Raw genomic sequence first — 14,094 nt, forward strand, 5'->3', positions numbered from 1 at the left:
AATGAGGCATGCACTTAATTTTTTATAAAATATTCTTTTGCTGTCGCTACATCTTTCGCAATGCGTTGTTTGAGTGTTTCTATACTCTCAAATTTTTTTTCATCGCGTATTTTTTCTAAAAATTCTATTTCGATAAATTGGCCATAAATCGTTCGGTTAAAATCAAATAAATAAACTTCTAATAAATTTTTCAATCCATTCATTGTTGGACGTGTACCACAATTGGCAACTCCCGCAATGGGTATTGATGCTAAACCATAAACCTTTACAATAAATACGCCTTCTAGGGGGGCTATCCGCCGATGTAATCCAACGTTAGCCGTCGGAAAACCAAGTAATCGTCCACGTTGATCGCCATAAATGACTCGACCACTGAGTGTAAACGAATGGCCTAGCAACCGTTCTGCTAATTTAAAATCGGCTTGTTTTACTGCATTCCTTACGCGCGAGCTACCAATACGTTCGTTGTCAAATAAAAGGGTGGGCGTTGAAAACACTTTAAATCCATATTCGCGACCGAGATTTTTCAACAACACCCAATCACCTTGACGCGCTTTACCGAAACGAAAATCATCCCCAATCATTAAGCCTTTTATTCCTAATTTTTCAATTAAAATTTTTTTAACAAAATCCGTTGCGCTGCATTCTGCTAGACGTTTATTAAACCGTAAGCAAAGCACGCGATCGATTCCTAACGCTTGTAAAGATTTAAATTTTTCACGAAACCGCATTAAACGCGCAGGTGCATTTTCGCGATAAAAAAACTCTTGCGGATGTGGTTCAAAAATAATCACACACGTCGGTCTGTGAAATTGTCGAGCAAGCTTGATTAACGATTGGATAACCTTTTGGTGCCCTCGGTGCAATCCATCAAAGTTTCCGATAGTGGCTACGCAACCATACTGTCTCGGTTTTATATTATAACTATTGCGAATCAGTTCAGTCATGGTGCGCTTTTAAATCGTGATAACGTAAACCACACATCCACAACACACCAGTATAAATAAAAATGGACGCCACACCGAGTAAAAAAATATGTGACAATCGTTGTTGCCAATCCCAATTGACCCAAATAGGCATCGCTGCAGCAGACCAATATAAAAATACGCACAATATAGCATTAGCAAATAACACTTGTAATAAAAACTTTAACCATCCGGGTTGCCATTGAAAAATGTGACGGCTCTTTAAACCCCATAATAATAATCCGACATTCAACCAAGCGGATAAAGAACTGGCTAATGCTAAACCTGCATGTTTTAACGGGAAAATTAATAATGCATTAAAAAACATATTCACAATTAATGCGATAATTCCTATTCGAACAGGTGTTTTTATATTTTGTTTCGCATAAAAAGCAGCCGCTAATATTTTAATTAACATAAATGCTTGTAAACCCACTGAATAGGCAATCACACTGCGTTGTGTCATCACCACGTCCTCGAGCGTAAATTTACCGTAATGAAAAAGTGTAACGATAAGTGGCCCCGATAAAATCAATAAGGTTAGCGATGCAGGAATACCAATCAGTAAATTACAACGTAAACCCCAATTTAATGTACTAGAAAATAATTCAGGGGATTTTTCTGCGTGCTGACGTGAAAGATGCGGTAAAATAACGGTCATTAATGCGACACCAAACACGCCTAATGGAAAATAAGCCAGCCTATCTGAATAATAAAGCCAGGTCACACTTCCTGCAACTAAGAACGAAGCAAAAATAGTATTCAGTAGTAAACTAATCTGACCTACTGAAGAACCAAATAGAGCAGGCAACATAAATTTTAACACTTTTTGAACGCCTGGATCGTGCCATTTAAAACGCGGTTTTTTCAATAAGTTTAATCGATTAAGAAAAGGTAATTGAAATCCTAATTGTAAAAATCCTCCGAGTAACACTCCCCACGCTTGGGTTTCAACAGGCACTTTAAAAAATCGTGCCATTCCAAGTGCGGTAAAAATTAAAGAAATATTTAATAACGCGGGTGTAAACGCAGGAACCCAAAATTTTCCATAACAATTTAAAGTTGCACTCACTAAAGCAGTTAAAGAAATTAACATCAAGTAAGGAAATGTAATTCTTAACATTTTTACGGCTAATTGAAAACGATACGGATCTAAACCGGGCGCAAATAAACTGACCAAATTTTTGCTCCCTAAAATGCCCAGAATACAAACGATTAACAAAACAAGGCCTAATGTTCCTCCAATATAGGCAAGAAATTGTTGCACTTCTTGTGGTGAGCGCATTTGTTTATATTCAGATAAAGTAGGAATAAAGGCTGCAGAAAAGGAACCCTCTGCAAATATGCCCCGCATGAAACTAGGAATCTTGAACGCAATGTAAAACGCATCAACTGCAGGTGCAGCACCAAAAATCCGTGCGGCAATCATATCACGAACAAATCCTAAAATCCGTGAAATCATTGTCATGGAAGCAACAACGGACGTTGATTTAAAAAGTATCTTACTCATTGGTTTTCTAACCATATTTCAACAATTAACTGAGCTGCAATACTATCAATGGATTTTTTTTTCAATGCCTTATAACCACCCAGCGCAAAAAGCCGTGAACGTGCCTCAACGGTCGTTAACCGCTCATCGACAGGAAACACCGGAATTTCAAAACGATTTTTTAATTCCATTAAAAAATTACGCGCTTCACGCGTTATCGGCTGCTCTGTCCCATCCATATTGAATGGAACACCCACAACGATGACATCCGGCGACCACATTTTTAATAATTGAGCAATTTCTTCCCAAGGCAAATTTCCTTTTTTTACGCTTAAATTAGTCAATGGTTGTGCGAGTGAAGGTGAAGTTTGGCCTATTGCTACGCCAATATATTTCAAACCAAAATCAAACCCTATCACTGTCTTCGTTTCAGGCATGACCACCCATATAGGCCAATTTAGTCACATCAACACCCAGATAATCCATTGCTTTCAACCAGCGTTGTTCAAAAGGAACATCAAATAATAGATTAGGATTTGCCGGCAAAGTTAACCAAAAATTATTAATGATTTCTTGCTCCATTTGACCGGCTATCCAATTTGCATAGCCTAATGAAAAAATAAATTTTTCAGGGCCTTGCTGCTTCGCAATGGCCAGCAAAATATCTTTTGAAGTGGTTACTGATATTTCACTATTCATTTTAAGACTTGATTGCCATGCACCGGAGGGGGCATGTATTACGAACCCGCGTTCTGGATGAATGGGTCCACCACATAATATTGGAAAATTTGCTCCTGCAGTGGTTTTCGTTGATTTTAGATTGCTTTCTGTAATTTCCTGTACTATTTCTGCAAGGTTAACGTGTAAGGATTGTAAAGGTTGATTAATCACGATACCTACCGCCCCTTTTTCAGTATGCTCACAAATATAGACCACTGAACGACTAAAATAGGCATCCGTTAAAATGGGCATCGCCACTAAAAAATAATTTGTAAAATAATGCGTCGACTCTATCATTAAATTTTCTCGACTAAAATCTGTCGTTAATCATATCACCTCCTTTTACCACTCACCTAGTTTTTCATAAATAAAAGCGCTTGTTATCAAGTCATATCACCTTAACACAGCCTTTAAATTTCAATCGTAGCAACAAATCGCTTTCTATCCGATCCTATTATCGTGTTATGATGCGTATCCCTTTAGAAGAGAAAAATATGACGATTAATTTTCGCATAGGCTATGGTTACGATGTCCACGCTTTTAAAGCGGGTGACCACATTATCCTAGGCGGCGTCACAATTCCTCATAAAATGGGAATAAAAGCTCATTCAGATGGTGATGTTATCATCCATGCGCTTGTGGATGCTTTATTAGGTGCCTGCGCTTTGGGCGATATAGGTTTACATTTCCCTGACACCGATGACTGCTTAAAAAACAAGGATAGTCGAATCTTTCTACAAACGACCGTCCAGTTATTAGTTAAAAATAACTGGCGTATAAACAATGTGGATATCACCATCCTCGCAGAAACCCCTAAGCTTCAAACGTATTTTAATAAAATGCGAATTAATTTAGCAAACGATATGAACATTGATTTAAATCAGATCAACGTAAAAGCAACTACTACGGAAAAATTGGGGTTTATTGGGCGTGAGGAAGGAATCGCTGCAACGGCAATTGCGCTCATCCAAGCCAAATAAATTTTAATGGTACCGAGAGTGGGACTCGAACCCACACGATGTCGCCATCACCGAATTTTGAGTCCGGCGCGTCTACCATTCCGCCATCCCGGCACAACCGGTCGCCAGTATAAGCAAAGTATTTTTTTGGATCAATGTTTATTATTAACAAAACGTAGATAAACATTTCAACATCATCACTACAGACAAATAGTATAGAATAAAAACGATTTGCATTATTTTCGCACGAAAGGTTGTCATTTCGATATTTTTAAAGGCTTGCAATCAAAATCCTGATCACTTATTGTTTTCTATAGGCTTATCTCAGACCTGATAAGCATCCTAACTTGCTTTAAAAAAGCTATCAGTAAACAGTCATGAGGAACTTGATTTAACAAGAGGTAAAAAATGCACAACAATGAAGCGGTAGTGTCACACGATGTGTCCGACTTAACCAGTAAGAAACAATTACTCCTCGCTTCTATTATTTGCATATTGGCCGCCTTGTTTTATATGTATGAATATACCTTGCAAGTATCCCCTGCTGTCATGACGAATGAGTTGATGCGTGACTTAGGGCTTAACGCGGCGAGTTTAGGCACCATGGCTGCTTTTTATTTTTATTCCTATACGCCCATGCAATTGCCTGCTGGTTTGCTCTTCGATCGTTTCGGTCCGCGTCGTTTAATTACCTTAGCTATTTTAATTTGCGCCTTAGGCGCACTTTTATTTGGCATTACCCCTGATGCTGTGATGGCTTCATGTGGCCGATTTTTAATGGGTATTGGTTCTTCTTTTTCTTTTATAGGTGCTTTATTACTTGTTTCACGTTGGTTTCCGCCTCACTATTTTGCTTTACTGACAGGTCTTGTGCAATTAATGAGCTCAGCGGGCGCCATTGCTGGCCAAGTTCCTTTAGTCACCGCTATCAATCATTGGGGATGGCGATCAACCATTATTTCTCTCTCTCTTGTGGGTTGTTTGCTTGCTTTACTCGTATGGACAGTGGTTAGAGATAGTCCTGAAACGGTCTTGAAAGGTTATAAATTTCAGCCTCCTCCTAAAAAAAATGAATTAAAAAGATTGCGTCAAGTTTGTAAAAATAAACAAACGTGGTTCATTGCTTTGTATTCTTTCTCGATTTGGGCTCCAATCACCGCATTCGCGGCTCTATGGGGTATTCCTTTTTTAGTATCGAGTTACTCTCTTTCAACAGAAGCAGCTTCTAAAGCCAGTGCAATGATCTGGCTCGGTATCGGCTTAGGAAGTCCATTGATCGGTTGGTTCTCCGACAAAATTAATTCACGTTCTAAACCGCTTAGTTTTTCTGCTTTATTAGGAATCGTCAGTCTTTCAATTATTATCTATTGCCCACCTCTACCACTCCCTTGGTTATACTTTTTTTTATGGATTTTTGGTTTATCCGCCTCTGGACAATCCTTATCCTTTGGTGTCGTCAAGGATAACAACACCCCTTGTGTCGTCGGCACAGCCATGGGTTTAAATAATATGGCGGTTGTTGCAGGAGGGGCATTATTCCAACCGTTAATCGGTGTTTTACTTTATATCAATTGGAAAGGCATCATGCATCATGGGACTCCTTTTTATGATAGAGTTGATTATCAGAAAGCACTTTTTGTATTGCCGGTATGTTTTATCATTGCATTTTTCGTAAGTCGTTTTTTACTTCGGGAAACCCATTGTAAATCTCAATATATCAATGGAACATGAGTTAATCGCCATGCACTTTAAACTTTATTTTTGTAATTTGTAATATGACTTCCATTCAATTTTTTTATGCTTTTTAAAAAAAATAGCGATTTATCATCCCTTTCTTTAACAAAGCAAAAACCAACTTTGCTTGCCGTTGTTATCTGTATTCTCGCCTCTTGTTTTTATATGTATGAGTTCATATTACAAGTTTCACCTGCAGTCATGACCAATCAACTCATTAGTGATTTAAAGCTTAATGCAATTACGTTAGGAACAATGACCGCTTTCTATTACTACTCTTATACACCCATGCAACTTCCCGCAGGATTTTTATTTGATCGATTCGGTCCCCGACGTTTATTAACCATTGCGATACTGATGTGTGCTTTAGGAGCATTTCTATTTAGTTCAACGACGACGATAGCGACTGCTTCTGCAGGGCGGTTTATGATGGGAATGGGCTCTTCATTTGCATTTATAGGCACACTGGTTCTCATCTCTCGTTGGTTTCCTTCTCGATACTTTGCTTTCTTAACAGGTTTGGTTGAGTTGATGAGCTGTATAGGTGCTATCGTCGGTGAAACACCGTTAACCATCGCTGTCGATCATTGGGGTTGGCGACACACTATTTTAAACTTAGCCGTTATCGGTGTTATTTTAGGTTTATTAATATGGCTTATTGTACGAGACAGTCCTGAAGTCGTCTCAAAAGGACACAAATTTCAACCCACTTCCAAAAAAGGTGTATTACATAGTTTTCGTCAAGTTGCTGAGAATAATCAGACCTGGTTTATAGCGCTCTATTCTTTTATGGTATGGGCGCCCATCACCGCTTTTGCTGCTCTTTGGGGAATTCCTTTTCTTGTTATCGCCTATGGTATTAGCACTAAAGCAGCTTCCGCAGCGTGCACCATGATTTGGCTAGCGATAGGCATCGGCTGCCCGTTATTAGGCTGGTGGTCCGACACGGTTAACCTACGCGGGGTGCCCTTAAAATTTGCTGCGAGTTTAGGACTCATTGGGCTCATTCCAGTGATTTACATTCCTCACTTGCCTTTACTTTGGCTTTACATTTGTTTATTTTTATTTGGGCTGGCAGCCTCAGGCCAATCTCTGGCATTTGGTGTCGTAAAGGATAATAATCATTCCAGTGTCGCTGGAACAGCGATGGGTATTAATAATATGGCTACGGTAGCGGGCGGCGCTTTATTTCAACCACTTATTGGTATTTTCTTACATTTTAGTTGGAATGGAAGTTATTATAATGGCAGACCTTTTTATACGCTTGAAGATTATCGAAAAGCTTTTATTATCTTACCTTTCTGTTACCTAATCGCCTTTTTAATTGGAAAGTTTTTAATACGCGAAACCCATTGTCAGCAACAATCCAATGTCTCACTATAAAAGTAGTAGTCAACGTTGGTTGAATGAACATTTTAAGGACCCTTACGTAAAACGGGCTAAAAAAGAAGGTTTTCGTTCGCGTTCAGCCTATAAGTTGTTAGAAATCCAAGAGAAAACCAAATTAATTAAGCCTGGAATGGTTATTGTAGATCTGGGTGCTGCCCCTGGAGGATGGTCTCAGATCGCGTCACGTCTCGTAGGAACCACAGGAAAGGTTTATGCCCTTGATATTTTGCCGATGGAGACATTGACTCCGGTGGAATTCCTTCAAGGCGATTTTCGAGAAGAATCCGTGATAAAACAACTATTACAACGTATTCAATCGAAGCCTATCGACCTTGTAATTTCCGATATGGCACCCAACTTTAGTGGAATACGGAGTGTTGATCAACCCAGGGCTATTTTTTTGGCTGAATTGGCACTGGATTTTGCTAAGAAAGTATTAAAGCCAAAAGGTTATTTTGTAGTAAAGGCTTTTCAAGGGAAAGGATTTGAAGCTTTTCTAAAAGAATTAAGAAGCCTATTTGCAAACGTTACTATTCGGAAACCTTCTGCTTCTAGAGGACGATCCACAGAAGTTTATTTAGTTGCGATAGGTTATTATCAAGGAAAATAAGTTTTTTTATTTTATAACGGATGTCTTTCTGGCCTAAAACGTTGTAAAAAGCGCTTAAAATAATCGAAACGTATAAATTTAGTATATAATGCCCTCTTTTGAGAGAATTGCGAGGTAGCCTAGTTTGAACGACATGCTGAAAAATCTATTTTTATGGCTAATTATTGCGGTTATACTGATCACCGTATTTAATAACCTCGAGCCTCGTAATAACGCTGGGGAACGCCTAACGTATTCCGAATTTCTACAAAATGTCCAACAAGGCAATGTGCAATCTGTAACCATTCAAAGCAACCAAATTATAAAAGGTCAATTACATAGTGATAAGACGTTTACCAGCTATATGCCCATTCCTGATCAGTATTTACTTCCTGAACTATTAAAAAAACATGTCAATGTCAAGGGGGAACCACCACAACAGGAAAGTTTCTTGATGCGGATTTTTATCAATTGGTTCCCTATGCTACTGCTTATTGGCGTATGGATATTTTTCATGCGCCAAATGGGGGGTGCTGGAGGGAAGGGAGCATTATCCTTTGGCCGCAGTCGTGCTCGTTTACTTGGAGAAGATCAAGTCAAGGTTACTTTTGCTGATGTAGCGGGTGCTGAAGAAGCGAAAGAAGAGGTCAGTGAATTAGTTGAATTTTTAAAAGATCCCGCAAAATTTCAAAAGCTAGGCGGAAAAATTCCACGTGGTGTTTTGTTAATGGGCCCTCCTGGAACAGGTAAAACACTTTTAGCACGTGCTGTTGCGGGTGAAGCAAAGGTTCCTTTTTTCACAATCTCAGGTTCTGATTTTGTTGAAATGTTTGTGGGTGTAGGAGCATCTCGCGTAAGAGATATGTTTGAACAAGCTAAAAAACAGGCCCCTTGTATCATATTCATTGATGAAATCGATGCCGTTGGCCGTCACCGTGGTGCTGGTTTAGGCGGTGGGCATGATGAGCGTGAGCAAACGCTCAATCAATTATTGGTTGAAATGGATGGTTTTGAAGGGAACGAAGGTGTCATTGTGATGGCCGCTACGAATCGACCCGATGTTTTAGATCCTGCCTTATTGCGACCCGGCCGATTCGATCGTCAAGTGATTGTTGGCTTACCTGATATTCGTGGTAGAGAACAAATTCTAAAAGTCCATCTTCGAAAAATTCCCTACGGTAAAGATGTTAAACCCGGTATCATCGCAAGAGGCACGCCCGGTTTTTCGGGCGCGGATTTAGCGAACCTCATTAACGAAGCGGCTTTATTTGCAGCGCGTGAAAATAAATCCACCGTTGACATGATTGATCTAGAAAAAGCCAAAGATAAAGTCATGATGGGTAGTGAACGGCGCTCTATGGTTATGAATGAAAAAGAGAAAAAACTCACGGCTTATCATGAAGCCGGGCACGCTATTGTAGGGCGTTTGGTCCCCGATCATGATCCTGTTTATAAAGTAACGATTATCCCACGTGGTAAAGCCTTAGGTGTCACGATGTTTTTACCTGAAGAGGATCGTTATAGCTATACTAAGCAGCGCCTAGAGAGTCAAATTGCTAGTTTATTTGGGGGACGTATTGCTGAAAGTTTAATTTTTGGTCCGGAGCAAGTGACAACAGGTGCTTCAAACGACATCCAACGGGCTACTGAGATTGCACGGAACATGATAACGAAATGGGGTTTATCGGATCGTCTTGGTCCATTAACTTACAATCAAGAAAATGAAGAGGTATTTTTAGGTCATCAAATCGCTAAAAATAATAAGTTTTCGGATGATACAGCCCAATTAATCGATGAAGAAAGCCGTCATATTATTGATCGTAATTACAAACTTGCCGAATCATTATTGCAGGATAATATTGAAAAATTACATATTATGGCTGAAGCCTTGATAAAATATGAAACGATTGATTCCGCTCAAATAAATGACATCATGAAAGGTAAACTACCGAGAGAGCCGAAAGGTTGGAATAATGGAAATAAAAACGATCAATCGACTTCCCCTGAAGAAAAACTATCTTCAAAAAAGGATTCCACCATCATTGATCATGATCCAGCCACAGATAGCTTGTAATTAATCACGAATTTAATTCTTGGATTCGTCATGACAAAAATTACGCTCAACTATTTTGGGACCGATGGGATTCGAGGAAAAGTAGGTGAATACCCTATTACTCCAGAATTTATCTTAAAACTAGGCTGGGCTGTAGGAAAAGTTTTAGATAATGGACAGAATAAAGTCCTTATCGGGAAAGATACCCGCCTTTCAGGTTATATGCTTGAATCTGCTTTAGAGGCAGGTCTATCTGCAGCAGGTATCGATATCCACCTTCTCGGTCCTATTCCAACTCCAGCGATTGCTTTTTTAACTTCGGATCTCGGTGCACAAGCGGGAATTGTAATCAGCGCATCGCATAACCCTTACTATGATAATGGGATTAAATTTTTTTCACATGATGGGACAAAATTAGCGGATAACATTGAATCACAAATCGAAACTTATCTTACTCGACCGTTTCAAACGGTTAATTCAGCTAAATTAGGAAAAGCAGTTCGAGTAGAGGATGCAAAAATTCGTTATGTGAATTTTTGTAAATCTACACTCCCTCCATCTTTTCATTTAAATGGGTTAAAAATAGTATTGGACTGCGCAAATGGATCGACTTACCATATTGCTCCGTCGTTATTTTCTGGCTTAGGTGCTCATCTTACCCTATTAGGGACCGCGCCAAATGGCTTAAATATTAATAAAAATTGTGGCTCAACCCATTTAGAAACTTTACAAAAAACTGTTTTAGAAAAGAAAGCAGATTTAGGTATCGCCTTCGATGGGGATGGTGATCGTGTACTGATGGTTGATTATTTGGGCGAAATTGTTGATGGTGATGAAATACTATTTTTATTAACGCAACACGGCCTTAAAAAAGGCTATATTACGGGCGGCATCGTAGGCACTACCATGAGTAATCTTGGGTTAGAATTAGCAACAAAAAAATTGGGACTTGATTTTATTCGTACCGCGGTAGGTGATCGTTACGTCAATGAAACATTACAACAAAAAAATTGGCAATTAGGTGGAGAGCCTTCTGGTCATATTATCTCACGTCGATTTACTAAAACGGGGGATGGGATTATTATTGCACTACAAGTTCTAGAAGCACTTCAATTAGCAGAGATACCCTTGCATATTGCCAAAAAATCAATGAAAAAATTTCCTCAAGTTTTAATTAATGTTCCTGCAGAAAATCCGCTTGCAATAATGAACGCATCTCCTCTAAAAAAAGCAATAAAAAAGACAACCCTACAATTAAGAAACCACGGTCGCCTCTTAGTACGTCCTTCAGGAACAGAATCTGTTGTTCGAATTATGGTCGAAGGGATTGAATTATCAGAAGTACAGTCTATTGCCCTTAAATTAGCTAAAACAGTTCAAATTTTAGCACATTAAGCGCATTAAACGATTTAATAACTACAGAATTTCACTCAACAGTAACTGATTTTGCTAGATTACGTGGCTGATCCACATCAGTACCTTTTAAAACAGCGACGTGGTAAGCTAACAGTTGCAATGGAATCACAAAAATCAATGGGCTCAACAAATCACTCGCTTTAGGTAAGATAATAATCCCGCTACTTTGCTCGTTATCTAACGCCTCTTGCGTAAACAAAATCAATTGTCCATGACGTGCGCGTACTTCATGAATAGTTGACTTAATTTTTTCAATCAAAAAATTAGAGGGTGCTAAGACAACGACGGGCATATTCGCATCAACTAAAGCAAGTGGTCCATGTTTTAATTCTCCCGCTGGATAGGCTTCTGCTTGGATATAAGAGATTTCTTTAAGCTTTAGAGCGCCTTCCTGCGCCACTGGAAAATGAATTCCTCGCGCGATAAACAACGCATGTTCCTTGTCAGCAAATAACGTGGCCAATTTTTTTATAGCCGGATCTAATTTTAGTGTTTGTTCCAAAAGTTGGGGTAAGCTTTTTAATTCAGAAAGATAATCTGCTTCCTGTTTTTTACTCCAACCATGCGACAAACCTAAAAAAGAAGTGAATAACAATAACACCGTTAATTGTGATGTAAACGCTTTCGTCGATGCTACACCAATTTCAGGACCTGCTCGTGTCAATAGTACGAAATCAGATTCACGCACCATTGTGCTTCCAGAAACATTGCAAATTGTTAATGTTGCGAAATAATTTTCAGTTTTAGCTTGTCTTAACGCCTCTAACGTATCTGCTGTTTCTCCCGATTGAGATAAGGCAATAAATAATGTATCGGGATATATAATATGGTGGCGATAACGAAACTCACTGGCAATATCAACATGGCAAGGAATATTAACCTTTCTTTCTATCCATTCTGCTGCAATTAAGCCTGCATGATAACTTGTACCACAAGCCACTATTTGTATCTGTTTCAGTTTAGAAAAACGACGGATTGAATGAGAGCCAAAAATTTCGTCCCAAACTTCGGGTGGATTTACAAGACGACCTTCAAGTGCAGCATTAACCGCATTGGGTTGTTCAAAGATCTCTTTTTCCATAAAATGGCGATATTTTCCTTTACTCACCATTTTTTTAGGTAAATCAATTTTAATTAAATCCTTAGGACGACGGACCTTATTACCTTTGCTATCATAGATATTGACCGTTTCAGAAGAAATTTCAGCAATATCTCCTTCGTGTAAATAAATAAATTGTTGTGCAACAGAAACCAATGCTAAATGATCGGAGGCAATAAAATTTTCACCTTGTCCAAGCCCTAGCATTAAAGGACTTCCCCTACGAACTGCAATTAAGGATTGAGGTGCATCTTGATAAAGAAACACAATAGCAAAAGCGCCTTTTAATTGCATGACTGTTTTCTGGACGCCCTCCAAAAAATTATTATTTTTTTTTAACGCCTGATGTAATAGATGTGCAATAACTTCTGTATCGGTTTCAGATTTAAAAAAATAGCCTGATTTTATCAATTTTTGCTTCAACGGCAAATAATTTTCAATGATACCATTATGAACTAAGGCAATATTACCCGATATATGGGGATGAGCATTCGCTTCACTCGTTTTACCATGTGTTGCCCAACGCGTATGTGCTATCCCAACAGGCCCTGATAAATTTTCAGGTAATATTGCTTTTTCTAATACGTCAACTTTACCGACCGTGCGCCGACATAATAAGTGTTGCTTCGAATCCAAAATAGCGATTCCAGCCGAATCATAACCACGGTATTCTAGACTTTTCAAACCCTCAATAAGACTAGGGACTACATTACGTTCTGCTGCTATTCCAGCTACAATTCCACACATATTCTAAACCTTATAAGGACCTACATATGAGGTTTATTAATCAATTCACCACAAAAATTAAGTTATTCATTCAATCCTGTTAAAAAAAAGTTTAGCATGGAGGAATGAGTTAATACTTCTATCCATGCTTCAAAAAAACTAACAAGGATTTTAAATTGAACATCAGTATACTACTAAAAATAATAAATAAAGGTATCCTTCATAACCTTTTTTCTCATCATTGCATTATTTGCAGTGAGAAGACCCATAGAAAAATTGATCTGTGTAAAGCCTGTGAAAAAGACTTACCTTGGCTAAAGAGAGTATGTTATTCTTGTGCGAACCCTCTCCCTTACCTAACAACGCAATCTATTTGTGGCGCTTGTTTAAAAAATCCTTTACCTTTTTATAAATTATGCATTTTTTTTTCTTATACAGACATCATAAAAAGATTCATTATTGGCCTTAAGTTTCAACAAAGACTCGATTATGCAAAAATTTTAGGCACTTTATTAGCTAAAAAAATAAACGCTCGATATCAAGGAGAACCACTGCCCGATAGGATTATTCCTGTTCCTTTACATAAAAAAAGACTATACGAACGTGGCTTTAATCAAGCAATAGAACTCGCCAAACCTATTTCCAAAAAGCTGAACATCCCTATTGAATATAGACGATGTAAAAGAGTACACAATACTGTTGCTCAAAGTAAGCTTTCTGCAAGCCAGCGCGTGATTAACATGAAAAATGCTTTTATTGCACACCCAGATCTTGCCCACCACCATATAGCGCTACTCGATGATGTAATGACCACAGGCCGTACACTCATCGAGACAAGCCGCGCTCTATATGATGTCGGTGTAAAAAGAATAGACGTATGGTGCTGTTCCCGCGCTTACTTAGCGTAAGTGGAACATAAAACCTTCTATCTATTATCGCAGTAGCGCACTAATTT

Annotated in this window: 12 protein-coding genes and 1 tRNA gene; 7 read left to right on the forward strand and 6 right to left on the reverse strand. The window is 38.6% G+C overall.

Annotated features, from left to right (window positions below; genetic code table 11):
• Nucleotides 1-14: 14 nt before the first annotated feature.
• The 4 genes from ribF to RICGR_RS05995 are packed head-to-tail and all read right to left on the reverse strand — an operon-like array spanning nucleotide 15 to nucleotide 3,471.
• Nucleotides 15-947, reverse strand: coding sequence for a bifunctional riboflavin kinase/FAD synthetase (gene ribF / locus RICGR_RS05980; RefSeq protein WP_006035582.1), 933 nt, complete (start codon nucleotides 945-947; stop codon nucleotides 15-17).
• Nucleotides 940-2,475, reverse strand: a complete 1,536-nt coding sequence (gene murJ / locus RICGR_RS05985; protein WP_006035010.1) for a murein biosynthesis integral membrane protein MurJ — start codon at nucleotides 2,473-2,475, stop codon at nucleotides 940-942. Before murJ ends, ribF begins: the two co-directional genes overlap by 8 nt.
• Nucleotides 2,472-2,891: a Holliday junction resolvase RuvX gene (gene ruvX / locus RICGR_RS05990; RefSeq protein ID WP_006035448.1), complete on the reverse strand. Its 420-nt coding sequence runs from the start codon at nucleotides 2,889-2,891 to the stop codon at nucleotides 2,472-2,474. The genes murJ and ruvX overlap by 4 nt, the downstream gene beginning before the upstream one ends.
• Nucleotides 2,884-3,471 (reverse strand): YqgE/AlgH family protein, encoded by a 588-nt coding sequence (locus tag RICGR_RS05995; protein ID WP_006035169.1) that lies wholly within the window; start codon nucleotides 3,469-3,471, stop codon nucleotides 2,884-2,886. Before RICGR_RS05995 ends, ruvX begins: the two co-directional genes overlap by 8 nt.
• 80 nt (nucleotides 3,472-3,551) lie before the next feature.
• Between RICGR_RS05995 and ispF the strand changes: the two genes are divergently transcribed.
• The gene (gene ispF / locus RICGR_RS06000; protein ID WP_240992236.1) at nucleotides 3,552-4,154 is read left to right on the forward strand and encodes a 2-C-methyl-D-erythritol 2,4-cyclodiphosphate synthase; all 603 of its coding nucleotides are present in this window, start codon (nucleotides 3,552-3,554) and stop codon (nucleotides 4,152-4,154) included.
• A gap of 7 nt (nucleotides 4,155-4,161) precedes the next feature.
• Here ispF and RICGR_RS06005 read toward each other — a convergent pair.
• Nucleotides 4,162-4,247, reverse strand: a tRNA-Leu gene (locus RICGR_RS06005).
• 294 nt (nucleotides 4,248-4,541) lie between these two features.
• On the opposite strand from RICGR_RS06005, the gene RICGR_RS06010 reads away from it, so the two are divergent.
• The 5 genes from RICGR_RS06010 to glmM all read left to right on the forward strand — a co-directional run bounded on the left by RICGR_RS06010 (nucleotide 4,542) and on the right by glmM (nucleotide 11,293).
• Nucleotides 4,542-5,864 (forward strand): MFS transporter, encoded by a 1,323-nt coding sequence (locus RICGR_RS06010; RefSeq protein WP_006035335.1) that lies wholly within the window; start codon nucleotides 4,542-4,544, stop codon nucleotides 5,862-5,864.
• A gap of 66 nt (nucleotides 5,865-5,930) precedes the next feature.
• Nucleotides 5,931-7,250, forward strand: coding sequence for an MFS transporter (locus RICGR_RS06015; RefSeq protein ID WP_006035926.1), 1,320 nt, complete (start codon nucleotides 5,931-5,933; stop codon nucleotides 7,248-7,250).
• Nucleotides 7,237-7,866, forward strand: a complete 630-nt coding sequence (gene rlmE, locus RICGR_RS06020) for a 23S rRNA (uridine(2552)-2'-O)-methyltransferase RlmE (protein ID WP_006035412.1) — start codon at nucleotides 7,237-7,239, stop codon at nucleotides 7,864-7,866. Before RICGR_RS06015 ends, rlmE begins: the two co-directional genes overlap by 14 nt.
• Before the next feature lie 124 nt (nucleotides 7,867-7,990).
• Nucleotides 7,991-9,919: an ATP-dependent zinc metalloprotease FtsH gene (ftsH, locus tag RICGR_RS06025; RefSeq protein WP_006034696.1), complete on the forward strand. Its 1,929-nt coding sequence runs from the start codon at nucleotides 7,991-7,993 to the stop codon at nucleotides 9,917-9,919.
• 39 nt (nucleotides 9,920-9,958) lie between these two features.
• Nucleotides 9,959-11,293, forward strand: a complete 1,335-nt coding sequence (glmM, locus tag RICGR_RS06030) for a phosphoglucosamine mutase (protein WP_420806107.1) — start codon at nucleotides 9,959-9,961, stop codon at nucleotides 11,291-11,293.
• 31 nt (nucleotides 11,294-11,324) lie between these two features.
• On the opposite strand, the gene glmS is transcribed toward glmM, so the two are convergent.
• Nucleotides 11,325-13,160, reverse strand: a complete 1,836-nt coding sequence (gene glmS / locus RICGR_RS06035; RefSeq protein ID WP_006034900.1) for a glutamine--fructose-6-phosphate transaminase (isomerizing) — start codon at nucleotides 13,158-13,160, stop codon at nucleotides 11,325-11,327.
• A 155-nt stretch (nucleotides 13,161-13,315) separates the two neighbouring features.
• Here glmS and RICGR_RS06040 point away from each other — a divergent pair, with 155 nt between their 5' ends.
• Nucleotides 13,316-14,047 carry a ComF family protein gene (locus tag RICGR_RS06040; protein ID WP_006034813.1) on the forward strand — a complete coding sequence of 244 codons (732 nt, stop codon included), beginning with the start codon at nucleotides 13,316-13,318 and terminating at the stop codon, nucleotides 14,045-14,047.
• Nucleotides 14,048-14,094: the final 47 nt, after the last annotated feature.

This window comes from Rickettsiella grylli, assembly GCF_000168295.1.
Classification (GTDB): Bacteria; Pseudomonadota; Gammaproteobacteria; order Diplorickettsiales; family Diplorickettsiaceae; genus Aquirickettsiella; species Aquirickettsiella grylli.

Excerpts from the sequence above, each read along its gene's own strand:
- RICGR_RS06015 (WP_006035926.1), top strand. The coding sequence starts at position 5,931 with ATGCTTTTTAAAAAAAATAGCGATTTATCATCCCTTTCTTTAACAAAG.
- RICGR_RS05995 (WP_006035169.1), bottom strand. The coding sequence starts at position 3,471 with ATGATAGAGTCGACGCATTATTTTACAAATTATTTTTTAGTGGCGATG.
- RICGR_RS06010 (WP_006035335.1), top strand. The coding sequence starts at position 4,542 with ATGCACAACAATGAAGCGGTAGTGTCACACGATGTGTCCGACTTAACC.
- rlmE (WP_006035412.1), top strand. The coding sequence starts at position 7,237 with ATGTCTCACTATAAAAGTAGTAGTCAACGTTGGTTGAATGAACATTTT.
- ruvX (WP_006035448.1), bottom strand. The coding sequence starts at position 2,891 with ATGCCTGAAACGAAGACAGTGATAGGGTTTGATTTTGGTTTGAAATAT.
- glmS (WP_006034900.1), bottom strand. The coding sequence starts at position 13,160 with ATGTGTGGAATTGTAGCTGGAATAGCAGCAGAACGTAATGTAGTCCCT.
- ribF (WP_006035582.1), bottom strand. The coding sequence starts at position 947 with ATGACTGAACTGATTCGCAATAGTTATAATATAAAACCGAGACAGTAT.
- murJ (WP_006035010.1), bottom strand. The coding sequence starts at position 2,475 with ATGAGTAAGATACTTTTTAAATCAACGTCCGTTGTTGCTTCCATGACA.